The 23981-nt window shown below is 46.6% G+C and carries 22 protein-coding genes; 3 read left to right on the top strand and 19 right to left on the bottom strand.

Annotated elements, in window-relative coordinates:
• Window positions 1-122: 122 nt before the first annotated feature.
• Window positions 123-1430, bottom strand: a complete 1308-nt coding sequence (locus tag LPW40_RS05005) for a UDP-glucose dehydrogenase family protein (protein ID WP_230821134.1) — start codon at window positions 1428-1430, stop codon at window positions 123-125.
• 234 nt (window positions 1431-1664) lie between these two features.
• On the opposite strand from LPW40_RS05005, the gene LPW40_RS05000 reads away from it, so the two are divergent.
• Entirely contained in the window at window positions 1665-2978 is a 1314-nt protein-coding gene (locus tag LPW40_RS05000; RefSeq protein ID WP_230821425.1) for a nucleotide sugar dehydrogenase, read from the top strand.
• 37 nt (window positions 2979-3015) lie between these two features.
• Here the strand turns inward: LPW40_RS05000 and LPW40_RS04995 are convergent, their stop codons facing one another.
• Together LPW40_RS04995 and LPW40_RS04990 are read right to left on the bottom strand one after the other, a co-directional pair.
• Window positions 3016-3759, bottom strand: a complete 744-nt coding sequence (locus tag LPW40_RS04995; RefSeq protein ID WP_230821133.1) for a glycerophosphodiester phosphodiesterase — start codon at window positions 3757-3759, stop codon at window positions 3016-3018.
• A gap of 578 nt (window positions 3760-4337) precedes the next feature.
• Window positions 4338-4835 carry a GNAT family N-acetyltransferase gene (locus LPW40_RS04990; protein WP_230821132.1) on the bottom strand — a complete coding sequence of 166 codons (498 nt, stop codon included), beginning with the start codon at window positions 4833-4835 and terminating at the stop codon, window positions 4338-4340.
• Between the two features lie 430 nt (window positions 4836-5265).
• Between LPW40_RS04990 and LPW40_RS04985 the strand changes: the two genes are divergently transcribed.
• Window positions 5266-6162, top strand: a complete 897-nt coding sequence (locus tag LPW40_RS04985; protein ID WP_230821131.1) for a fructose bisphosphate aldolase — start codon at window positions 5266-5268, stop codon at window positions 6160-6162.
• Between the two features lie 180 nt (window positions 6163-6342).
• On the opposite strand, the gene LPW40_RS04980 is transcribed toward LPW40_RS04985, so the two are convergent.
• Entirely contained in the window at window positions 6343-8913 is a 2571-nt protein-coding gene (locus LPW40_RS04980) for a hypothetical protein (protein ID WP_230821130.1), read from the bottom strand.
• Window positions 8914-9081: 168 nt separating this feature from the next.
• Here LPW40_RS04980 and LPW40_RS04975 point away from each other — a divergent pair, with 168 nt between their 5' ends.
• Complete coding sequence (locus tag LPW40_RS04975) at window positions 9082-9846, top strand: NRDE family protein (protein ID WP_230821129.1); 765 nt, start codon at window positions 9082-9084, stop codon at window positions 9844-9846.
• 231 nt (window positions 9847-10077) lie between these two features.
• On the opposite strand, the gene LPW40_RS04970 is transcribed toward LPW40_RS04975, so the two are convergent.
• The 15 genes from LPW40_RS04970 to LPW40_RS04900 all read right to left on the bottom strand — a co-directional run bounded on the left by LPW40_RS04970 (window position 10078) and on the right by LPW40_RS04900 (window position 23674).
• The gene (locus LPW40_RS04970) at window positions 10078-11529 is read right to left on the bottom strand and encodes a phospholipase D family protein (RefSeq protein ID WP_230821128.1); all 1452 of its coding nucleotides are present in this window, start codon (window positions 11527-11529) and stop codon (window positions 10078-10080) included.
• Entirely contained in the window at window positions 11526-12038 is a 513-nt protein-coding gene (locus tag LPW40_RS04965) for an RDD family protein (protein ID WP_230821127.1), read from the bottom strand. The genes LPW40_RS04970 and LPW40_RS04965 overlap by 4 nt, the downstream gene beginning before the upstream one ends.
• A gap of 51 nt (window positions 12039-12089) precedes the next feature.
• The gene (locus tag LPW40_RS04960) at window positions 12090-13016 is read right to left on the bottom strand and encodes a prenyltransferase (RefSeq protein ID WP_230821126.1); all 927 of its coding nucleotides are present in this window, start codon (window positions 13014-13016) and stop codon (window positions 12090-12092) included.
• Window positions 13017-13184: 168 nt separating this feature from the next.
• Window positions 13185-13946, bottom strand: a complete 762-nt coding sequence (locus tag LPW40_RS04955; RefSeq protein ID WP_230821125.1) for a LamB/YcsF family protein — start codon at window positions 13944-13946, stop codon at window positions 13185-13187.
• 21 nt (window positions 13947-13967) lie between these two features.
• The gene (locus tag LPW40_RS04950; protein ID WP_230821124.1) at window positions 13968-15308 is read right to left on the bottom strand and encodes an acetyl-CoA carboxylase biotin carboxylase subunit; all 1341 of its coding nucleotides are present in this window, start codon (window positions 15306-15308) and stop codon (window positions 13968-13970) included.
• A 27-nt stretch (window positions 15309-15335) separates the two neighbouring features.
• On the bottom strand, window positions 15336-15584 hold the full coding sequence (locus LPW40_RS04945) for an acetyl-CoA carboxylase (RefSeq protein ID WP_230821123.1): 249 nt from the start codon (window positions 15582-15584) through the stop codon (window positions 15336-15338).
• Between the two features lie 20 nt (window positions 15585-15604).
• Window positions 15605-16576, bottom strand: a complete 972-nt coding sequence (locus LPW40_RS04940) for a 5-oxoprolinase subunit C family protein (protein ID WP_230821122.1) — start codon at window positions 16574-16576, stop codon at window positions 15605-15607.
• Window positions 16573-17442, bottom strand: coding sequence for a 5-oxoprolinase subunit B family protein (locus tag LPW40_RS04935; RefSeq protein WP_230821121.1), 870 nt, complete (start codon window positions 17440-17442; stop codon window positions 16573-16575). The genes LPW40_RS04940 and LPW40_RS04935 overlap by 4 nt, the downstream gene beginning before the upstream one ends.
• A gap of 123 nt (window positions 17443-17565) precedes the next feature.
• Complete coding sequence (locus tag LPW40_RS04930; RefSeq protein WP_230821120.1) at window positions 17566-18207, bottom strand: nucleotidyltransferase family protein; 642 nt, start codon at window positions 18205-18207, stop codon at window positions 17566-17568.
• Window positions 18200-19036, bottom strand: a complete 837-nt coding sequence (locus LPW40_RS04925; protein ID WP_230821119.1) for an XdhC family protein — start codon at window positions 19034-19036, stop codon at window positions 18200-18202. Before LPW40_RS04925 ends, LPW40_RS04930 begins: the two co-directional genes overlap by 8 nt.
• A gap of 25 nt (window positions 19037-19061) precedes the next feature.
• Window positions 19062-19382, bottom strand: a complete 321-nt coding sequence (locus LPW40_RS04920; RefSeq protein WP_230821118.1) for an XdhC family protein — start codon at window positions 19380-19382, stop codon at window positions 19062-19064.
• A gap of 89 nt (window positions 19383-19471) precedes the next feature.
• The gene (locus LPW40_RS04915; RefSeq protein ID WP_230821117.1) at window positions 19472-20329 is read right to left on the bottom strand and encodes an FAD binding domain-containing protein; all 858 of its coding nucleotides are present in this window, start codon (window positions 20327-20329) and stop codon (window positions 19472-19474) included.
• Complete coding sequence (locus LPW40_RS04910) at window positions 20326-22674, bottom strand: xanthine dehydrogenase family protein molybdopterin-binding subunit (protein ID WP_230821116.1); 2349 nt, start codon at window positions 22672-22674, stop codon at window positions 20326-20328. Before LPW40_RS04910 ends, LPW40_RS04915 begins: the two co-directional genes overlap by 4 nt.
• Window positions 22675-22677: 3 nt before the next feature.
• Complete coding sequence (locus LPW40_RS04905) at window positions 22678-23181, bottom strand: (2Fe-2S)-binding protein (RefSeq protein ID WP_230821115.1); 504 nt, start codon at window positions 23179-23181, stop codon at window positions 22678-22680.
• 40 nt (window positions 23182-23221) lie between these two features.
• Window positions 23222-23674, bottom strand: a complete 453-nt coding sequence (locus tag LPW40_RS04900; RefSeq protein WP_230821114.1) for a CoxG family protein — start codon at window positions 23672-23674, stop codon at window positions 23222-23224.
• Window positions 23675-23981 lie beyond the last annotated feature (307 nt).

Genomic DNA, 23981 nt, shown 5'->3' with positions numbered 1-23981 from the left:
CCGGAAAATCCGATATTTCACCTCGTGTATTATATCACAGCACGTCCAGTATACAAATAAACGCCTGCCCGCCAGAGGAGAGTCCTAATAAAAAAAGCCGACAGCGACGTCGGCTTTCGGGCTTAATTTCCAATGGACGGACGGCCGATGGAGTGGTATTCCACACCGGTCTTTTCGACTTCTGCGAGCGTAAAGCAGTTCCTGCCGTCGAAGACCACCGGATTCTCCATCAGTGATTCATACTTTTCAATCGGGAATTCCTTTATTTCCTTCCATTCGGTCAGTATGATCGCAATCTCCGCATTCTTTACGGCCGCTTCGATGCTGTCCGTGTAATGCACACCTTCCGGCAGCACTTTGCGGGCATTTTCCATGGCTGCAGGATCGAACGTGTGCACTTCGGCACCTTCATCGAGCAGCTTTTCGATGACCGATATCGATGGCGCCTCACGGACATCATCCGTGTTCGGCTTGAAGGCGAGGCCGAGGACGGCGACCTTTTTGCCTTTGATCGACTGGAAGCGGTCCATGACTTTGTCGACGATGATGCCCCTCTGGCGTTCATTGGAGTCGACGACGTTTTCAAGGATCTGCATATCATATGAAGCTTCCTGTGCCACCGAAATGATTGCACGCGTATCTTTCGGGAAACATGAGCCGCCGTACCCGATGCCGGCGTTCAGGAATGCCTCGCCTATCCTCCGGTCCATCCCCATGCCTCTTGACACATCGTCGATGTTCGCCCCGATCCGTTCGGAAAGGTTCGCCATCTCGTTGATGAAGCTGATTTTCGTCGCGAGGAATGCGTTGGATGCATATTTGATCATTTCCGCACTGCGGAGATTCGTCCTGACGATGGGCAGGTTGAAGCCTGCATTGACTGTCTCGAGCACATCCAGCACTTCCGGTGAATCGGCACCGATGACGATGCGGTCCCCGTTGAATGTATCATGGACGGCGGAACCCTGCCTTAAAAATTCCGGGTTGGAGGCGATGTTTATTGTCACATCACCTTCCAAATTCTCCTCGATCAGTGCTTTGATGTATTCGTTCGTCCCGACCGGCACCGTGCTTTTCGTCACGATGATAACATCCTGTGTAAGGTGTCTTGACAGTGAGCGGCAGACTGCTTCGACGGCGGTCAGATCTGCGGACCCGTCGTCGTTCTGCGGGGTGCCGACTGCGATGTAGACGATGTCCTTCCCGGCGAGCCCCTCTTCATAATCCGTCGTGAAATCCAGGCGTGATCTGGAAATGTTCTCCCGGAGCAGTTCCTCAAGCCCCGCCTCGTATATCGGACTGATGCCCTGCTTCAATGTTGCCACTTTCTCTTCATCGATGTCGATGCATGTCACCCGGTTGCCGACCTCGGCAAGACACGCCCCGGTCACCAGGCCGACATAGCCTGTACCAATTACTGCAATATCCATAAAACTTTACACTCCCAGTCTTTACTGAACACTGATATACAGCCTGATCGTTCCATTTATATCATATATTTTTCAAATTTAATCTCATAAATTGCATTCACTAATTTTATCACAGGCTCTTTTATTATTCTACTTTTTAGGGTAGATGTAGTGCATGGAAACATTATTGATTGTATAATGACTAAGATAGATTTTCCACGTTTGAAAAAGTGGATCAAGGAAGGTAGAGATGGTATGAGTTTATTTGAAAAACTGCAGGCAAAGGAAGCATCGATGGCCATCATCGGGCTGGGGTATGTCGGCCTGCCGCTTGCTGTTGAGTTCGCAAAGAAATATGATGTGATCGGTTATGACGTCAATCAGGAAAAATTGGACCAGTATTTGGGCGGGACGGACGTGACGGATGAGGTCGGAGATGAAGCGATCCGGAATACGACGATGCAGTTTACAAGTGATGAGGCGGACATCGGACAGTCGAAGTTCTTCATCGTCTCGGTGCCGACACCGATCAATACGGATAAGACACCGGATCTGAAGCCTGTGATCGGTGCGAGTGAAACGGTCGGAAGGAACCTCACGAAAGGTTCGATCGTCGTATACGAATCCACGGTCTACCCGGGGACGACCGAGGAGATATGCATCCCGATACTCGAGGAATTGTCCGGCCTGAAGTTTGGCGAGGATTTCAAAGTCGGCTATTCCCCGGAGCGCATCAATCCGGGTGACAGGGTGAATACACTGACCCGCATCGTCAAAGTCGTCTCGGGCTCCGATGAGGAAGCGCTGAAGGAAGTCTCAGACGTCTACAGCTCAATCATTGAAGCCGGAGTGCATGAAGCAGAGAGCATCAAAGTGGCCGAAGCTTCAAAAGTGATCGAAAACTCGCAGAGGGATATCAACATCGCTTTCATGAATGAACTCTCGATGGTCTTCAATAAGATGGACATCGATACGAATGCAGTGCTTGAAGCGGCCGGCACGAAGTGGAACTTCCTGAAGTTCACGCCGGGGCTTGTCGGCGGCCACTGCATCGGTGTGGACCCGTACTATTTCACCTACAAGGCGGAACAGCTGGGCTATCATTCACAGATCATCCTCTCGGGCAGGAAAGTGAATGACGATATGGGTAAATATATCGCAGGCAACATCATCAAACAGATGATCAAAGCCGGCCAGCAGGTCGCGGATGCACGAGTAGCCGTGCTCGGCCTGACTTTCAAGGAGAATGTATCCGACGTACGGAACACTAAAGTGACCGATATCATCGATGAGCTTGAAGATTACGGCGTCAATGTCCTTGTACACGATCCCGTGGCGGTGCCGGAAGCGGTCAAGCGCGATCTAGGTATAGAGCTCGTCAGTGACGAAGATCTGAAGGACCTTGACTGCGTGGTGCTGACAGTTCCCCATGAGGAATACTTGAAGGATTTCGATCTGGACAGCTTGAGCGGCCTGTTCAGGAACAATCAGAGAGTGATCGTGGATGTGAAAGGCACACTGGACAGAAACGAATGCAAAGAAAAAGGCTACCATTACTGGAGCCTCTAAATATGAAGACCGCCATCCTTTTGTGGATGGCGGTCTTTTAATCGTCCAGAAGAGTGAGTGCGAGATCCGGATAATCAGTGATGATTCCACGGACACCCGCATCGATCAGCTGCTTGATATGGTCCCTTTCGTTCACCGTCCAGATTCTGAAGAAGATTCCCTTCTCCTTCATGATATCCATATTTTTGAGTGCCGAGTCCACTCTTAAGTGGTACGCTTCGAAGTCATGATCTTCCATCAGCTTCTCATAGTTCTCGGGAAGTTCATTGACCAGGTAGGCGATCCTCACATTCGGATCATGCTTTTTCAGACGGTCGAGAGTATCCATATTGAATGAGGAAAAAACCACCCTGTCGAGCATGCCCCGCGTCGCAACAGTGTGATGCACTTCCCTTTCTATTCCTTTATAATCATATACATCCGTTTTCAGCTCGATGTTGATGACGGTGTTTTCCGTGGCGAAAAGTGCAAGCACTTCGAACAATTCCGGAATCCTTTCCTTATCCCATGTCATATTATATTTCGACATATTTTTGAATTTCACGCCTGTTTTAACGTTTTTCAGGTCGAAGATCTTCCAGTCCTTGACGAGCCCCCTGTCGGTTGTCGTGCGGTCCAGACTTTCATCATGAATCACGACGAGCTTTTTATCTTTAGTCAGGTGGACATCGATTTCAATGCCGTCCGCACCCATTTCAAAGGCTTTATTGAAACCGAGCATCGTATTTTCGGGATAATGGCCCTTGGCGCCCCGATGGCCGAATATTCTAGTCGTTGACATCATTTACATCCTCCAGTTTAGTAGACACACGTCATTCTGCATGCCTTCATTATAATTTAAATTACATGAAAAGGCATCCCGTAACCACTCTGCATCCATCGTAAGAAGTGAATTATTCATATATCGTTATTTTAGCAAATTATTGTGGGAGGGGGTGGTGATTATCGGGCGATGGGAGTGTCAATTGGCCGGTAGGAGCGTTCTATCGGTCAAACGAAATACCACTTGGCCGATGGGCGTGTTCTATCGGGCAAACAAAGCCCCATTTGGCCGATGGGAGCGTTCTATCGGGCAAACGAAACCCCACTTGGCCGGTAGACGTGTTCTATCGGTCAAACGAAATCCCACTTGGTCGATGGGCGTGTTCTATCGGTCAAACGAAATCCCACTTGGCCGGTAGACGTGTTCTATCGGTCAAACGAAATCCCACTTGGTCGATGGGAGCTTTCTATCGGTCAAACGAAATCCCACTTGGCCGGTAGACGTGTTCTATCGGTCAAACGAAAGCCCACTTGGCCGATGGGAGCGTTCTATCGGTCAAACGAAATCCCACTTGGCCGATGGGAACTCCTTCACCATCAACCGATCTCCCGCTTCATCCTGAGTGATCGCTGCACTTCCCCGGTGCCGGTCCGCGTCTCCTTCACCCCTTCGCACTGGAAACCCTGCGCCTCATAAAATGGCAGGCCGAGTGTATTCCCCTCCTGGACGGACGCCCACTGCTGACGTGCCCCTTTATTCCTGAAATGTTCGGTGAAAGTCTCGAGCAGCTTCTTTCCAATACTCATATATCTAAACCTGCCGTCAACGTAGAAGACGAATATTTCATTTACAGTGCTGCCGGTCATACCGCCGCCGATCACGCCGGCGACTTCCCCTCCGGCTTCGGCGACATATGAATAGTGGCCTTTCTTGATATCCTGTTCTACTTTCCCGGGCGTATACCAGAATTCCACGGTCTTACGCTTATAAGTGTCCGAAAATATATCTTCCACTGTATCCAGCCAGCCCGTCCTGCAGATTTCCGCGATTCTTTCTGCATCTTCCACAGTCACTTTCCTGATTGTTAAGTCCATGTGATCACCCGATTTCTGTAATAAACTTCCCAGTGAGCGGTAGAACCTCCCCCTCGCTCATTCAATCTTCCCGGTGAGTGACAGAACGTCCCCATCGCTCATTCAGTCTCCCCGGTGAGCGATAGAACCGCCCCATCGCTCATTCAGTCTCCCCAGTGAGCAATAGATTCCACCTGTCCTGCCACCGGCACCTTCATTAATCACTGTATCCTCAAAAATAAAAGAAAAAATTCATTAAAATTATAACATTCCGGGTAAATGATAGAATACGGGGATTTTCACATCGGAATCATCGATGTAAGATGCTCCACCGGCCATGCATTTGCAGCGCCCAGCCTCTGTAAAGGCCCGGGCCCATTAAATCATTGCATGAATTGTGTTTATTTAGCATAATGATAAGTGAAGAGAAAAAATTTAGGAGTGATTATAAGTGAATCAGGAACAGTTCAACAGAATGAAAAATGATGACGGATTTATCGCAGCGCTCGACCAGAGCGGCGGCAGTACTCCAAAAGCTCTGAAAGCTTACGGCGTGGATGAGGACCAGTATTCAAGCGACGAGGAAATGTTTGATTTGGTCCATGAGATGCGCTCCCGCATCATCACTTCACCTTCTTTCAACAAAGACAGGATTCTCGGGGCGATTCTTTTCGAACAGACGATGGATCGTAAAATCGAGGGCAAATACACAGGTGACTACCTCGCAGAGAAAGGCATCGTCCCGTTCGTCAAAGTGGACAAGGGCCTTGCCGATGTGGAAAACGGCGCACAGCTGATGAAGCCGATGCCTGACCTTGACGATCTGCTCCGCCGTGCGGTTGAACGTGGCATGTTCGGCACGAAGATGCGCTCCAATATCCTTGAGGCGAATGAGTCCGGCATCAAGGCCGTCGTCGACCAGCAGTTCGAAGTCGGCAAGCGCATCACACAGTCCGGCCTCGTACCGATCATCGAACCTGAAGTCAGCATTCATGCCGAGGACAAGGAAGAGATCGAAAGGATCCTCAAAAATGAAATCATGAACCACCTGAATGAACTGAACGACGATGAGTACGTGATGCTGAAGCTGACCATCCCGACGAAGGCGAACTTCTACAAGGAACTGATCGACCACCCGCAGGTCATCAGGGTCGTTGCACTTTCCGGCGGATATACACGCCGTCAGGCGAACGATAAGCTTAAAGAGAACGAGGGCCTGATCGCAAGCTTCTCAAGGGCGCTTGCTTCCGACCTGAAAGCGGACTTATCGGACGATGATTTCAACACTTCACTCGATAAGGCGGTCGAAGAGATCTTCGATGCTTCCGTCCATAAGACTTTCAAATAAAGACTAGACACTCTTAAAACAGAACTATTTATAGATTCTTTTAATGATATAAACTCTGTTTTTTCGAGTTAATTAATAGCCTAATTTATCTATAAGGGCACCTCAAGTTAATCTATTGAGGTGCCCTTATTTTTTACCTTCATATAAGTGAATTTTATATATTAGATAAAGTTCCTATTTTTATTCTATTAACATTCCAAACTTATATACTTTCCTTTCGATTTTTCTTTCAAGTTCTTTGAATAATTCTCTAAATTCATTCCATCCTATGATTTTATACTTGTTAATTATTTTATATGTTTGATAAAAACCTGCATCCCAACGTTTTACGTTCCATTCTGGGTGTTCAAGATTCACTATATCTCTATAATCAAATGCTTTTTCTGTTAGTTTTACAGCCTCATCGTAAACTCTTTGAGCTTCTGGTGATAACTTTCTATCATTTATTAAAGAATATACATATCGCTCTTCATGTTGAAATCTCAATTGCTCTTCAATCTCATTAAGGTATCGATCTTGCGCTAACTTCTTAATACGATCTTTACTCATATAAAACATTTCGTTTTTTATTTCGTAAAAATCACCATTATATAAAACTTCTGCTTGGGATGATTGATAACTCGCAGTAATATTAAACAATGAATAAATAATACAATCATTAACGAAATCAGACCAAGCGGGAGTTCTCATCTCCACCTCATGAGGAGTTTTAAAGTTATCATTGTCATTCAACCAATTATGAGTGACAGATTTACGTGAAGCAAATGTTACAGCAACACGCTCAAAATTATCTTTTGTAATAGATACTCCATTTGCTTTATAAGCTGAACCACTGTATATAACTACATCTCTTTGTGAATTATAGACATTATTGGCTACATTAACAAAATATCCGAAAGCATCACTGAGTAACTTACCTCTATGAGCTTTAGATTCGTTAACGTTAAAAATTGAACTAAACTGTGGATAAGGAGCAGCCTTATAATCTCGTCGGCCTTTAGTTGGTTCTCTTAACCATTCTGATAAAAAATCTTCCTGTCCTACCATTCTTATAGTTTTATTACCGATTTTTTTAATTCCTTCCGGAGTTAAATGCTCTACTGACATTTTGAATTCTCTTTCAAAATCCTCTACCGACATGCTTCGAGCACTATATATACTAAAAGTTACAGCCCAAATATCAGTTACATCAGAGAACTCCCCAGATTTAAGTAACATACCATCTTTAAATTTAAATTGCTCAAACAACCTTTGATTAAATTTTTCCCAATAAGAGCCCCCATTTAGAAATGTTGGTTTACTAAAAAATGCAATATGAACATTGGAAAGCTTGAAATCTTTTTTTAATTTTAATATTCTGTAAAAAAATTGTGCATAAAGTTGTTGTGAGGCTGAACCTAATTTATCCTCTTTCATTATTTCATTAATTCGAGTTTTTGCTGTTCCTTGTTTTGAAGTGCCTTTTGCGCCGGCATCATTGGCGGTTGCATAAGGAGGATTGGCAAAGAACACTATGGGCTTATCATTTTGTAGAGCTTGGAATAATTCTTTTGGCATCTTTAAATCAAATAGGTTTAAATCTGGTTTAATATCTATATCATCATTTAAAAAGTCATATTGAAACGATATACTATCTCTATTGTAAGCATCCGCCATATTCAATTCTTCTTGGAACAATGTTGATGAATATAATTCTTTAAATTGATAGTCACGTGTTAAATTTTTAGTGCCGCATGCTGGATCCCACACGACATACTCATTACGCCAATTTTTACCCAACTGTTGTTCAATCAAGGTATGTGCCTTATCTGCCCAGACTGTCGGTGTCCAAAAATCACCACTGTATCGTCTTTCAGTTTCTTCAATCAACTGATCAGCAATCGCTTTTATCGTATCTTTTTCTTCTATAGTATATTTCCGTTCATACCTTGTGAAAAATGAACTATACGCTGTTGTATCTAGCTTTACTTCGTTGCCATCCGGTAGTTTAAGTGTGTTCTTTTTTCTTGGTACTGGATAAATATCAGGATTCCCGAGGATTGATTGGATAAAAATTTGTACAAGTAAATGAGGTTGTTTTTTGGGGTCTAAACCGACCTTCACTTTTCTATCCTCTGCGAACAGCATCCTGACAAATTCCTCAAAGACCACACGTAAATTTGCTTCATTCACACGAATTTTGTATACTACACCATCATTAATAACCAAACTATCAATTGCATTTAAAACATCGTTAATATCAAAATTAGGGGTTCTAATATCAAATATAAAAGATGAGAGATTAGGATCCTCAATCAATTTTCGAAGTAAGTCGGTATTTACAAAACCTGCATTACTCGGTGCAATAGCCCAGTTATAATCCTCTTTTAAATAGTGATAAAGTACTGGAGCATATACAACAAACATTTCTTCTTCATCACCACTAAATATAACATTAGGTAACTCATCACCATGAATTTCAAATCTTTTTAAATAGTATAGAACCTGTGCAATGATCCTTGCTCTTGTAGAAACGTCGGTGAGTGAGGTCCCACTTTTAAATTCCATTAACATTCTCAACGTTAGGACTAATCCATGAGTATGTAAATAACCATCACTACCAAATTGATTATTAATTATAGCTTTTGGGTCCCCACTAACAAATCGTTTATGAAAAATTCTTTTATATGCCGCTTGTATGTCTTCTTCATTTTTAGCATTCTTCAATGAACGCTTAAATTCTGCATTATCTTTTTTTGTTATCTTCGCCATAATCAAAACTCCCCTTCACTCAATTTTCCCTTAATTACTATCGTAAGCATTTAAAGTCTTTTTCTCAACATTTTCTTATCTCTCTGATCTTTTCAAGTACACACTGGAGCCACTATCTATTTTCCAGTATAATGGTATGTAAACTTATAACCCGATAGGACTGATTCCATGTGTTTGATCAATTTCCAGCTGAACAGCCACAGCAGATACAAGCTCGTCATGGCGGCAAACCGTGATGAGGAGTACAGCCGTCCGACGGAAGCGGCGCATTTCTGGGAGGATCACCCCAATCTGCTCGGCGGGCGCGACCTCCGGGGCATGGGCACATGGCTCGGCATCACAAAGGATGGCAGGTTTTCCGCACTCACCAATGTCCGGAACACTAAAGAACTCCTCTCCACCCATTCAAAGTCACGCGGACACCTGGTCAGGGAATTTTTGACCGGCGATGATCAGCCGGAGGAATATTTGAAGAAAGTCGCAGAAGAAGGCGGAGATTACGCCGGCTTCAACCTGCTCGTCGGCAATAAGGATGGTTTATACTACTTGAATAATTATGACAACGAAGTCGTCCGGGTCGAAGACGGGGTGCACGGTCTTTCCAACCACCATCTCGACACGCCGTGGCCGAAAGTCGTCAAGGGCAGGGACGGTCTGAAGTCCGTTATGGAAGATCGGGATGCGGATATCGAAGCACTGTTCAGACTGCTCCGGGATGACGAGACCGCAGATTCAGGATTGCCGGACACCGGCCTTTCAAAAGCGCTTGAACGGGAGTTATCCCCGCTCTTCATCAATATGGATAAATACGGCACAAGGTGCTCGACCGTCATATTAATCGATCAGTCGGATAAGGTAACGTTTGTCGAAAGGACTTATGAAGAGGGGGAAGAAGCCGGCGAAGTGAAATATGAATTCACACTCGAGGGTTAAAAAAGGCATTTTTATACCACGCATGAAAGCCATGCGTGGTTTTTGATTTCATCTTCATTTTTCGGTTGGGAACGCTCAATTATATCAGCCCAATTAAGGATAGTACTGCTGCAATGACGACAATAAGACCGATAATATATATAATACTTCTCATTTTTTACGCCTCCTATAAAAATTTGTCACATCTTTCATACTATCTTTTACCCCCGGGTTACCGGTGTAAACATCCAATTAAAAAGTTGATGTGCCCAGATTTTCCTGTATCCTGTATAAAATATTCTTCCACCATATATCTTCACTGTGCACCTCATAATCGGACGTGTACGTCCCCTCCTCGTTATTCCAGATGCGCTCATAATATGCCGTCAGTTCCTGCATCACTTCAGAATCTTTGCTTCCGGTTACGACGAGGTTCGTCTCAAGGTTGTAGTCATCGAGGTTGCGCCTTGTAAAATTCGTGGTCCCGGCGGTCACGGTGATGCCCTCATCAGTCTCCGCTATCATGAATTTTGCATGATACTGCTCCCCGTGCGATTCATACCAGCGGATTTCAGGCGGATGATCATGATCCATCAGCTCAGCGGCCACGGGCTTGTTCGGAATCCCTATCTTTTCATTGCCGAAGGCATCCTGATTCACATCCAGCACCATCTGCACTTCAACACCGCGGTCCAGGGCATCTTTCAACGCCTGGATCACATCCCTGTCGGATATATAGAAGATGCCTGTGCGGATTGCGTCCCCCGCCCCGGTCCCTTCGATCATCTCAAGCATCTGTGCCTTGATTCTGCTTTCGGTGACGAGCTGTACTTCATATTCGCCGGTATCATCATCCATGTCGATATCAAATCCGTCGAACACCTCAGTATCCACACCTGCCATATCAAGTACTGCGCGCTCGCTCACCATAAGATCTTCAAGGACCGGACCGCCGACTTTGAAGGCAGTGTTGGAATGGTAGAAACTCGCATCATGCGGATTCGCCGACGTTATGATCGCAGTACGCTCATTCATGATGGTCTTCCTGTGGTTCGCCTTGAAATTGAGAAGGCTGAAATAAGAACGCAGGTTCACTTCCGGACCTTCAGGCCTCAATACATTGGGCAGCCAGCCCGCCTGCGAATCACCGAACCACTGCAGATACACCCTGTAGAAGCTTGAGTACAGCGGGTTCGAGTCCCGTAGCGGATCAAGGTCCGTCTGATGCACCTGTATGCCGGCCCGCTTCATATTTTCGATATGTGACGGCAGATAAGTCCGGTAAAAGGTGTTGATCGGGTCCGTGATGAAAATGATCTCAATGTCCGGATTCTGCTCCTTCTTCCGGATCAGAGTATCCGATAATTCCTGCGAGAGCTGCGGGAAATCAAGCTCGGGATCCCCATGATCATAGTCATCATTGAATAAAAACATGTCGAGCAGCAGGAAGTCCTCCGCTTCCTCGATCATAAGGAAAATTTCATCGAAAATTTCCTGTTCGTGCACCTCTTCCCCTGTCTCGTCCGCATACGTCAAATCGTACAGGAACTCCAACGAATCGGTGTTGTAGACTTCGCTCTCATATGTGATGTTCTCAGGTGTGTCCCTGAAATAGATGAAAAGGCCGGCAATCAAAGGTATGATGATGAAAAAAACCAGTATCAGCCCGCCGAGCATCATAAGAAACCTTCTTTTTTTCTTCATGATCCGACCCTCCCCGCGACCACTTCCGCACCGGCAATCATATCCGGCAGGTGCCTGTGATCATTTCTGAAGAGCACCATCAATACATAAACTCCCGCGAGTACAAATCCCGCATTTCCCACCATGAACCAGGATACGGAATAATCCTGATACATTGCACGGATCACGCCGGTATGGCCGATATGCCACGGCAAGAACTTGAATGCATTCCGGAGCAGGCTTGAGGGGAGCAGGGGGGTTTTATTCCCGACTGCGAGCCCCGTCTTTTTCTTCCCGGGCGTCGCGTAAGGGTGCCTGGACTCCATATATGAAAACGCCAGGGTCACGGGCAGCACGGTCGTGAAAAATGCCATCAGATGCGCCGAGATTTCATTGAATTCCGGAATTTCATCAAAGAATAAAATATAGATGACCGAAAAAGTGAGGAACAGTAAAATAAGGTAGACCCATATGATGATGTAATCGATCAGCAGTGCCAGAAACCGTTTTTTCAAATAAGATTTCTCCATATCGAAAACCTCCGGCCGTTTAGTTTCATTATACACCATCCGAAGCGGGCTTTAAATGATGAAACCGAGCATCAGTGCAGTCAGGGCCGCCATGATCAGCATTTTCTTCTCAGTGGCTGTGACCGCTTCAACATCACGCTTATCCGTATCAAAAAGCATCAGTATCGTGATGATGATGAGAATGAGTGTGATGATGCCAGCAAGCGGGCGGGTGAACGTCATGATGACGGCGAGCACACCGATGATGGCGAGGTACAGGACGGCAGGGAGATGTGCTGCGCGCCTGCCCCATCTGTTGGCCGCATAAAGCACACTCGTGTTCTTGACAGGTTTCGCCCTCTGATCTGCATCCATATCCGGAATATGGTGGACCATGACCCAGGCCATGCACCAGATTGCATTGATTGCGGCGTTGAACCATGCCCAGACCGGTATTGAATCGAGCATGATCCACGGCGCTGCAAGCCCCAGGGCAAGCATCGAAGGGAAAAGGCTCAGCCATTCACCGGCAAGCGGCTTATAGGCGAAGATGAACGGTCTCATGGAGTACGAGATCGCCCCCCACATGCCGAGGATTGTGAGGATGCCGAGCACCGTATAACCGAAGATGAAGAACAAGACCGCCGCGAGAGCCATCACCGCTGTGAGCACCACACCGAAAAGTTTCAACTGTGCATAGGTGAACACCTTCGTCTGTATCACCCTGCTCCCGCCGGAAAGCACACCGGGGCTGTACTCATCCGTACCCGACTTGAAATCAGCGAGATCATTGACGATATGCGTCAACAGACCGTGCGTCAGAAAAGAACCGAGCAGCAGAATGCCGATCAGAATCAGCACATTGGTGTTACTGACCTCCGGATAAAATAAAATCAGCGGAATGGATGTTGAAAGTATTGTGACAAAACTTGAGAAGGCGACGGCCAGAATGCGTGACAGCATGCCGAACCCTTTTAAAAATTGCGTTTTCCCCTGCACTTGTATAACCCCTTTGTATTCGGACGTCAATATTTTTTAGAATATTTAATCTTTCGTTGAGTATAACAAAAAATGGCCGGGGTGACTTATGATTATCGGTTTTAATCCGGGCCTGATGAAAAATAAAAAGAACACATTTCTGTGTTCTTTTTATTATATTTCTAAACTTCAGATCAGCTGCTTCACCGGAACAATTTCCACACCGGCATTCTCCAGTGCGGAAACAACGGATTTTGCAAGTTTCGGTGCATCCGGATTATCACCGTGGATGCAGATCGTCTCCACTTCCAACGATGCATCCTCACCATCGTGAGTGATGACCTTCTTCTCCTTCACCAAGCGCACGACACGTTCTGCCATCTTATCGAAATCATCAAGGTTCCTGCTTTTACGGGTGAGCACCAGACTGCCGTCAGCCGTATGTTCCCGGTCGGCATAGCCTTCTTTAGCGACAGGGATCCCCATCTTCACGGCTTCATCCAGCATAGCAGAGTTATTTACGGCAAAGACGATTGTATTCTTATCGATCTCTTCTATCGCTTCAAGAATCGCCCTTGCCACTTCATGGTCTTCCATCGCCTGCATATACATCGCACCGTGCGGTTTGCAGTGCTGTATGCTGACACCATTCGCCCTTGAGAATTCCCTTAAGGCGCCCATCTGATAAGTGACGAAGTCCTTCATCTCCGATGCAGTGCAGTCCATCCGCCTGCGGCCGAAACCGACGAGGTCAGGCAGGCCGGGATGTGCACCGATGCCCACACCATATTTTTTGGCGAGTGCTACAGTCTCCCGCATGACATGCGGGTCCCCACTATGGAATCCGCACGCGATGTTCGCAGATGTGATGTATTTCATCATTTCTTCATCGTTGCCCTGCACATGTAAACCGAAACTTTCTCCCATATCACAATTAAGATCTATCTTCATTCGATCCACCACCTTACAAAGTTAAATATTGAACTCATCGAGGAAATTCGTCGTATATTGGCCGGATGTGAATTGTTCAGCAGTCATGATGTCCCTGAGCAGTGTCAGGTTCGTCGTGATCCCTTCAACTTTCATACCATCCAGCGCTGCCGTCATTTTACCGATTGCATCCTCCCGGTCTTCGCCATGAACGATAATTTTTCCTATCATTGCATCGTAAAATGGGGTGACCTGTGAACCTTCAACCACTCCAAAATCATATCTTGCGAGATCTTCTGACAGACTCAATTTAGTGATTTTCCCCGGCGACGGGAAATAAGTCTTAGGATCTTCTGCGTATAGCCGCGCTTCGATTGCATGACCAGAGCTGCTGATTTCCTCCTGATCCATCGGCAGCGTTTCACCTGCTGCAATTCTGATTTGCCACTCCACCAGATCGAGTCCGGTGATTGCTTCGGTGACCGGGTGCTCTACCTGTAACCTTGTATTCATTTCTAGGAAATAAAAATTTCCCGAAGCATCAAAGATGAATTCCATCGTGCCGAGATTCCTGTAACCAAGATGTTCGACGCCGATGATTGCCGCTTCAAGAAGTTGCTTCCTCACTTCATCATTCAAAAACGGCGAAGGGGATTCTTCAACCACTTTTTGATGACGTCTCTGGACCGAGCATTCCCGTTCAAACAGGTGAATTACATTGCCCTTTGAATCCGCTGCAATCTGCACTTCGATGTGCCGCGGTTCATAGATCCACTGTTCCAAAAATAATCTGTCATCGGAAAAGAAGTTTTCAGCCTGCTTCTTCGTTGTCTTGAATGCTGCTGCGAGCTCCTCCTTATTGTGGACTTTCTTCATGCCGATGCCGCCACCGCCCGCACTCGCCTTCAGCATCAATGGATATTCGAGTCCTTCGGCGACTTCCAGAGCCTCATCAATGGTATCCAGCTTTTTATCCGACCCCGGGACGACCGGTATGCCCGCTTCTTTCATCATCTGACGGGATTTCAGTTTACTGCCCATCACTTCCATCACATCCCTGTCGGGACCGATGAAGGTGATTCCGGCGTCCTCACAAAGTTCGACAAAACCTGAACTTTCGGATAAGAAGCCGTAGCCTGGATGCACCGCCTCCACATTCAGTTCTTTTGCTGCAGTGATAATTTTATCGATATTCAAATAACTCTTTTTAGCCGGCGCCTCTCCGACACAGACAGCTTCCTTCGCTTCTTTCACAAACGGTGCATCTTTGTCCGCTTCCGAATAGACTGCCACGGTATCGATGCCCATGCGGTGACAGGTTCTGATGATCCTCAACGCGATTTCTCCACGGTTTGCGATTAATATTTTATTGAATAATGCCAATATGCCCACCTCATGAACTTTTTGCGTCTATTTTTGATTGATAACTGCGATTTCCTGACCTGCTTCAAGCATACCTTCTTCCTCAACTTTGAACTCGGCGATGATTCCCCCCGCTTCCGCTTTCAACTCATGAAAACTTTTCATGACTTCAACAAGTCCGATGATATCTCCTTCTTTAACTTCGTCCCCCTCGTTGACATATACATCTTCATCGGGGGATGGTCTGCGATAAAAAACTCCTGGAATCGGCGATAGTACTTTTACACTGTTACTCATTATTTTTTCCTCCCTGTTTACTATGATAATTGTTTTCTGATCTGCTCAAGTTTATCCTTCATCTCTTTTCTGGCATTCAATGACTCCTCGATGTCAACGGCGACAAACTTCACCTTTTCACCGGACTTGACCTGAGCCATTCTGTCGAGGTCGGTGCTGATGATGGTTGCGACAGTGACATAGCCACCGCCTGTAACAGCATCATTCAGGAGCGCTATCGGCTCAATTCCACCTGGAATTTGTATCGATCCGATCGGATAGCCCTGATCCGTCACGTTTGAAGGATCACTCCCCGCACCGAAAGGTTGCTCCCTTTCGACAAAATCCATTTTTGCTCCTTTGAAACGGTACCCGACACGGTTGGCTTCCGGGGTGACCTGCCACTCAGTGCTGAGGAACTTCTCTTTGCTTTCTTCTGTAAGACGGTAGCTGCACAGTCCCATCACCACTCGTATATCATGGGCCTTCGAATATTTTGGAATCAGTGCTTCATCGATTTTCCTTCCTACCTGCACGTTTACATTTTTATCCTCGGCAATTTTCAACTCGTCGCCTTCCTTCAGCGCCCGGCCTTCGAAACCACCGATACCTATCAATGTATAAGTTGAACGGGACCCCATGATTTCAGGTACATCAATGCCGCCTTGCACGGCGAAATAAGCACGCGCACCGCTTTTGACGAAATCAAAAGATAAAATATCCCCTGCTTTAACCGCAATCGTCTCCCACATACCGACTGCTTCGTCATTAATCTTAGGCGGGATTTCACCGCCGGTGATGGCGATGACAGCATCTTCTTCAAATTGCAATTTAGGTCCCATATATGTTATTTCAAGTCCTGCTGCGTCTTCATCATTGCCAACTAGCAGATTGGATACTTTAAGTGCGTAAGTGTCCATCGCGCCGGAAGGCGGCATCCCCACTTCGTAATGGCCGATTCTCCCCAAATCCTGAACGGTTGTCTGCAGTCCCGGTTGAATCACTTTGATCATTTGTACAACCTCCTAATCACATCTTCTGAAAAAGCGTCCGGATCTTCCAGAACATCCTGAGGTTTATATGAAAAATCCTTTATCAAGTATTCAAATTGACCCGCTTCGACCTTTTCCCTGATTTCATCATACTCTTCCCGGCCGATGCTCCTGTATCTGAAGATATCGCCCTGCCTTGGGAATGTGATATCATCTTTAAAATCTTTATTCTTCTGTTCATTTTCAAAAATTGGTGCAGCAGCAGTGCCGAACAGCTGATATCCTCCCGCCCCTTCGACCGGATAGATTACGGCGAAAGCGCCGCCGAAACCGAAAGCACGCTCGGGGGTGAAGGTACGCGGCCGGACATATTTCGGCACTTCAATCTGTCTGTCCTGTGGTACCATTTGATAGCACCACGGCAGACCAGGTACGAATCCGATCATGGATACAAGATAAGGCGCATCCGTGATCGCTTTGATTAATTCTTCTTTAGAATCATAACCGTTGATCCTCGCCGCATAGTCCAAATCCGTACTTTCAGGGTCCTGATGATTACCCCTGAACCTCATCAGAACTTCATGAGTCCATGGATCGTCAAAGAATATCGGAACATCGACAATTCTTGATTGAATCGTCATCTCTTTCCATGACACTTCCTCTTCCATTTTCTTTAATATTTTGATGAGTTCATCCGGATGGATTTCCTCCGGTACAAACCGGATCATATATGAAGCGTTGCCCGGACAGATATCTACAATTCCCGGCAGCTCACGCCCCCTTAATTCTTCCGTGATTGCCTTGGCTTTGAAATTTGACTGTAATGTCATTTCCTCTGACAGTTCGACGAAAATGAACTCATCCCCACCATACTCGTAACGGGTCATGTTGCCCCACCTCTCCTTTAAAAATTACTCCAATTAAAGCGTTTACAAATCAGTTCTATAAAAATTAATTCCATAACACTAATATAACCTAATATTATATTTATTCCGATAATTTCATCATCATCACTTTAACTTTTTTAATATCGGATGTTCTCCTGCCCTCTTCAACGCAACTTGGTAATCTTCTTCAGTGTCGACATCAAAATTCACCCCGGCATCGTCTGTTTCAATCAGTTCGCTGAAGGCAAACACTTTTTTCACCGATTTGAAACCCGAATCCCCGTCCAGCTGTGCCACAATATCCTGATTGATATTCCCGATGAATACCGGATGTCCTGCCATACCTCGATATACAGGGCGAACGATGAACGGATCGGTTCCGATGCAGTGCGCCCGCCCTGAATTTTTCACCGTTTCAACCGTCTCATCTTTGATGAATGGCATGTCTCCAAGGAATATCATGACATGATTGTATTCCTCCATGATATGTTGCAGTGCTGTTTTGACGGAAGTGCTCTGGCCATCTCGGTAATTTTCATTGATCAGCCAATGATGATTTTCGTCCGGAATATCGAGTACCGCCTTTATCTGCTCCGCCTTGTGGCCAAGGACGGTATAGACATCCGTAAAACCATTGTGGAGCACTTTCTTTATCACAGATCCGAGTTGTTGCTGGCCATCAAGAGGCAGCAGCTGCTTCAAGGACCCCATCCTGCTTGAAGTCCCTGCTGCGAGCACTACGGCGCAAACCTTTTTTTCATCCATTGACGCTTCCGGCTGGCATTTCATAGCGGGTCGGATATTTGTGAATGCTGTTTTTATCATGCAGGAATCCACCACGGTGGCCTTTGGACAGTGCGATGATTTCAGATAATATGCTGATTGCGATTTCTTCCGATGACTCTGCACCGATATCCAGACCAATTGGATTATGCATCCTGGACAGTTCGAATTCCGAAAAAGACACCCCTTCTTCATGAAGCTGGTCCATCATCTTTTCCCGCCTTGACCGCGGCCCCAGAACACCCACGTAAGGGGCTTCCGATTGTAATGCGAAGACCAGGCTCTCCTTGTCTTTCTCCATATGGTGATTCATGATGACTACGAATGTATTCTTGGTAATATTGATATGTTCTCCATAAAACTTCGGTTGAGCGATGATGCGCTCTGAACTGGGGAACCTCTTTTCATTATTGAAGGTTTCCCGTGCATCCACCACCGTTGTATCGAAACCGAGCGAAATACTATATTTTGCGACAGGCACCGCGTCATGTCCCGCTCCGAAAATCATCACCTGCACAGGTGGATGATGAATATCCACAAATATACTCACCACTCCGCCGTCTTCTAAAGCAATTTTCACAATCTCACCTTTAGCATTGTCTTCAACAAGTTTCTCCTTAAGCCTTGTGTGAACCGCACCTGCCAGTGTCTGATCATCGATTGTGCTCACCAATCCGCCATCCTCATCAAGAAACACACGGGCTGGTTCAAAACTTTCAGCATCTTCCCCGTGGAGTACCGTTGCCAATCCACAAGATCTATTATTTCTAACTGCTTCCAGCCAGGAGTCGTATGCTTTATCCTTATGCATCCTTTCTCCTCCCATCTTCATGAATTTAACTTACCCTCTCGATGTAAACCATCACTTTACCCGGGCATCCAAGTCCGAGCCCCCATACAAAATCTTCATCCAAATCATAGAATTTAGTGAATGGTTTTCCGGAGCTGATAACCGCTTTAGCTTCTTCTGCTACATCTGCTTCCAGACAGCCACCGGAAATCAGGCCGACGCGCTCTTCTTTTTCATCTATGAACATTTTTGCACCTTCCCGGCGGTAACTTGAACCAATCACTTTGATGACGGTGGCCACTGCCGCCCTCCTCCCGGATTGTTTCGCTTCAGTGATTGCCTCGTATACCTTCAAGTTCTCCTTCAAATAAAGTCACCCCTGTATCTTTCGTATTGAGGTCATGGATCAACAGCTATGAGGAGCTTCCTGTTGAACCCCTCACAGACTCTCCATCATCATTTCAACACTTCATATAATGCACGTTTTACGTATATTTTGGTGATGTGCTCCCGGTATTCAGGAGAAGCAAACAGATCCGATCCCATCTCTGCATCTTCCACGGCGAGTTCCGCCGCTTCCTTGATGAGTTCTTCACTCGGTTCCCTGCCCATCAGGAATTCCTCGACTGGCCGGGCGCGGTATGATACATCACTCACTCCCGTCACACCGACCCTGATGTAATCGATCGTCCCGTCATCGCCTGTCCCTGCGATTGCCGCCACGCCGACGAGGGGGTAGCCTGTCGCCGGATGGGTATACTTCAAATATGTCTGCTCAGCGTGGGCCGGTGGAATCTCAAAGCTCACTTCGGTTACAATGGCGTTTTCCGGCATCATCGTAATAAGCGGTCCCAACGCGAAACCATCCACCGGCAGCATCTCTGTCCCGTCTTCGCCTTCCACTTTCAATTCTGCATCCAGGGCCAGTGCGATTGCCGGATAATCGGCGACCGGGTCACCATGGACAATGTTTCCACCAATCGTCCCATAATTACGGACCTGGAGGTCTCCCGTCTCACTTGCTGTTTTTGCCAATGCCGGAATATTATCAATAATCGTTTCATCTTTTGATATCTCATAGTGGGTTTTCAAGGCCCCGACAAGCAAACGATCACCATCGATGCGCACATCTTTAAGCCCCGGGATGCGTGTAATGTCGACGAGTGTACCTGGTGTGGTGATCCGGAACTTAAGCAATGGTACCAGACTGTGTCCACCTGCCAGTATCTTCCCTTCACCGTGCGTTTCCTGCAACATTGTTATCGCTTCTTCGACCGACTGTGCCCTGAGATATTTAAACTGAGAAGGAATCATGATTCCGCTCCCCCTTTCTGAATTGCCCGCCATACTTTCTCAGGCTTCAAAGGTAGTTCAATGTGTTTAACGCCAAGCGGTGCCAATGCATCCATCACAGCGTTCGCAGCGGCTGCAATCGAGCCTGTCGTCCCTGATTCCGCAACCCCTTTCGATCCCAACTGGTTAACAGGAGAGAGCGTTTCTGTGAATTCCATTTCGATTTTAGGAAAAAAATTCGCCTTAGGCATTGCATAATCCATAAATGAACCCGATTGCAACTGTCCTTTTTCATCGTATTGGACCCCTTCCCAGAGAGCCTGACCGACCCCTTGGGCGATGCCTCCGAGTATTTGGCCCTCCGCCACTGTTGGATTGACGATCTTACCCGAATCATCCACAGCGATGTATCGCAGTATTTCAATTTCACCTGTTTCAATATCCACTTCCACGACGGCGATATGCGTACCGAACGGGTAAGTGAAATTTGATGGATCAAAGAAAGTCTGCTCTTCGAGCCCTGGTTCCATGCCTTCCGGCAGACTCCAGGCAAAGTTTGCCGCTTTCGCAATCTCCTGGAATGTCTTCCTTCTGCTGTTATCGTCCCTGACTGAATAGACGCCTTCTTCGAATTCGATATCTTCCACTTCCGCCTCAAGCAGGTGTGCTGCAATCCGGCGGCCCTTCTCCACGACTTTATCGGTGGCGAGCCCTACCGCATTGCCACCTACCGCAAGGGATCTCGAGCCATAGGTGCCCCAGCCCATGGAAACTGCGCGTGTATCATTAAAAACGAAGTTGATATCTTCATAAGGAATACCGAGTTTATCTTTCACAATTTGACTGAACGTCGTATCATGTCCCTGTCCGTGAGGGGACGTACCTGTATAAACTGTCACTGTGCCTCCCGGGTGGACACGCACCGTTGAATTTTCCCATATGCCTCCCTGGAAACCTATTGCTCCGGCCACTGCCGAAGGCCCAAATCCGGATAATTCCACATATGAAGAGATGCCGATGCCTATATATCTGCCTTCTTCCCGCAGCTCCTCCTGTTTCTGCCTCAATGCATGGTAATCCGACTTTTCAACGGCCCGATCCAATGCTTTCACATAATCCCCGCTATCATAAATCAGACCCTGTGCATTGGTGAACGGAAATTCTTCCTTTGAGGCGAAATTGATGCGTCTGACTTCGATGGGATCCATATTGATCTTCCTCGCAAAATCATCGACTGCCCGCTCCAGCATGAATGTCACTTCCGGTTTTCCTGCCCCTCTGTAGGAGTCGACAGACATCGTATTCGTATACATGCCGTACGTAGTACATTGAGCTTTCTCGATTTTGTAGGCGCCTGAGAGCATCAGGCCAAAATCAATCGTCGGGTTGCCCGGACCGAAAGTCGCAAGATATGCACCTATATTTGCATGGTTTACTGCACGTAAAGCTGTGATTTTTCCATCTTTCGTGCCCGCCAGTTCCAAATCAACCATCATATCACGACCGGCGTTTGCGGATTGGAAATGTTCATTTCTTGTTTCCACCCACTTTACGGGACGCTTCAGATCCATTGATGCGTAGGAAACGAGCGCTTCATCAGGATATACGCCGATTTTACCGCCGAATCCGCCACCCATGTCTGCAACTTTTACATGCAGCTTATGCTCCGGAAAATTAAGGACTTCGGACAACACCATTCTGTGGATATGCGGGTTCTGCGAACCGACATACAGCTTCAGATCCCCGCTTCCCGGATTATACTGTGCGAGAGAATTTCTCGTTTCCATCGGACTTGGCGCGACCCGTTGAGTGTTGTAAGAACCTTTCATAACCACTTCGGCATTCTCCAAATCCTCATCAGTGACTTCACCGGCCACATATTTGAATGCCACATTACCCGGCACTTCATCATAAATTTGCGGTGCCCCGTCTTTACGCGCCTCTTTCTGATTGGCAATGGAGGGCAGCACTTCATAATCCACCTCAATCAGCTCCGCGGCGTCCCTGGCTGTATATTTGCTGTCGGCGACGACCATCGCTACCCCATCCCCCACATACCGGGCAGTATTAATTGCCAGCGGATACTGTTTCGTCTCGATGAGGTCCATTCCTGGCACCTTCCATGAGGTCGGGACAGGGTTTATCTTCCCTTCAAGATCTTTCCCTGTGTATACTGCAACGACGCCCGGATGCTTCAGCGCTTTCTCTTTATCGATGCTGACTATATTGGCATGCGGATGTGGGCTGCGCACGATGCTTGCATGCAGCAGTCCTGGTATTTTCATATCATCCAAATACATTCCATTGCCGGTGATCAATTTGGGATCTTCTTTCCTTTTAATTCTTTGACCGACCATCTTTTCCATAAATCAAACCTCCCCTTTGACGGCGCTGTCATCATTCATCATTTTCGCAGCACTTCTGACGGCATTGACGATGAACTCGTAGCCGGTGCATCGACATATGATCCCGTCGAGGCCTTCCCTGATTTCATCATCTGTCGGATCAGGATTCTGTGAGAGGAAATCGATACTCGCCATCATGGCTCCCGGTGTACAATAGCCGCATTGAAGACCATGCTCCTCCCAGAATGCCTTCTGTATCGGATGAAGGTTTTCCGTCGTGCCGATCCCCTCCACTGTAATGACCTCCGTCTCATCAGCATGGACTGCAAGAACTGTGCAGGATTTCGTCGACCGGCCGTCGACCAGTATAGTACAATTGCCGCATTGACTTGTATCACAGCCGATGTGGGAACCGGTGGCGTTCATGATGTCCCGGATGAAATGAATGAGCAACATCCTGGGTTCCACTTCTGCACTCACTTTTTCTCCATTAAGCGTAATCGACACATTAACTAATTCATTATTCATAGAAACACCCCTAAAATTTTATGAACTGAGCATTAACGCATTATTGACCCGCTGCCTGCTTGGCCTGCTTTTCGATGTCCTTGAAGAATTGCCCGAGCACCACTTTTGCCACGCCGCCAACCATACGTTGTCCAACGGTCGCCATCAGTCCGGTCGTGGAAACATCCGCTTCACATGACAATTCCGTACCTTCTGCTATTTCCTCCAGAACCATCTTCGCATTAGCTTCGATTTCTCCAGGTTTCCCTCTGGCCTTCACAAGAAGCCTGTAAGAATCCGGCTCAGATTTGTCAATCTGCTGGACATCTGCTGTGAACTCACCTTTGATGGCGCCCATGTTGACTTTCATGACGGTTTTATATTTTTCATCCCCCACTTCTTCAAAGACTTCGCAATTAGGCAGTGCAGCCTGAAGCGCTTCAGGATCCTGGATGGTATCCCAGACTTCCTGCTTCGATAAATTTTTGAATGTGTACTTATGCTTGATTTCCACTCCCATGTCCCCTTCCTGTTGAAAAATCCCCTCATCATCAACCACAATTAAATAAAACGCTTTCAAAACTTGACTGTAACATCGCTTGATTGGATGTATACATATGTTTGTATGATTCCTCTTAGACTATGCACAATTTTCAAAAAATTATAAAGTACCAGAATGATTTTTTCTTAGGTACCAGTTTCTGATGTTGAAAAATAAAAAAACCGGACATTCAGATGAATGTCCGGTCCTTACATCGGCCCTGTAATATGTATGCTTTGCATACGGGCCGGTTTCTTTTATCTTTATGAATAATTGATTA

It is taken from the genome of Salinicoccus halitifaciens (assembly GCF_021026095.1).
Lineage (GTDB): Bacteria > Bacillota > Bacilli > Staphylococcales > Salinicoccaceae > Lacicoccus > Lacicoccus halitifaciens.
The sequence above is the reverse complement of the archived record's forward strand: the minus strand, read 5'-3'. Positions and strand labels throughout refer to the sequence as shown.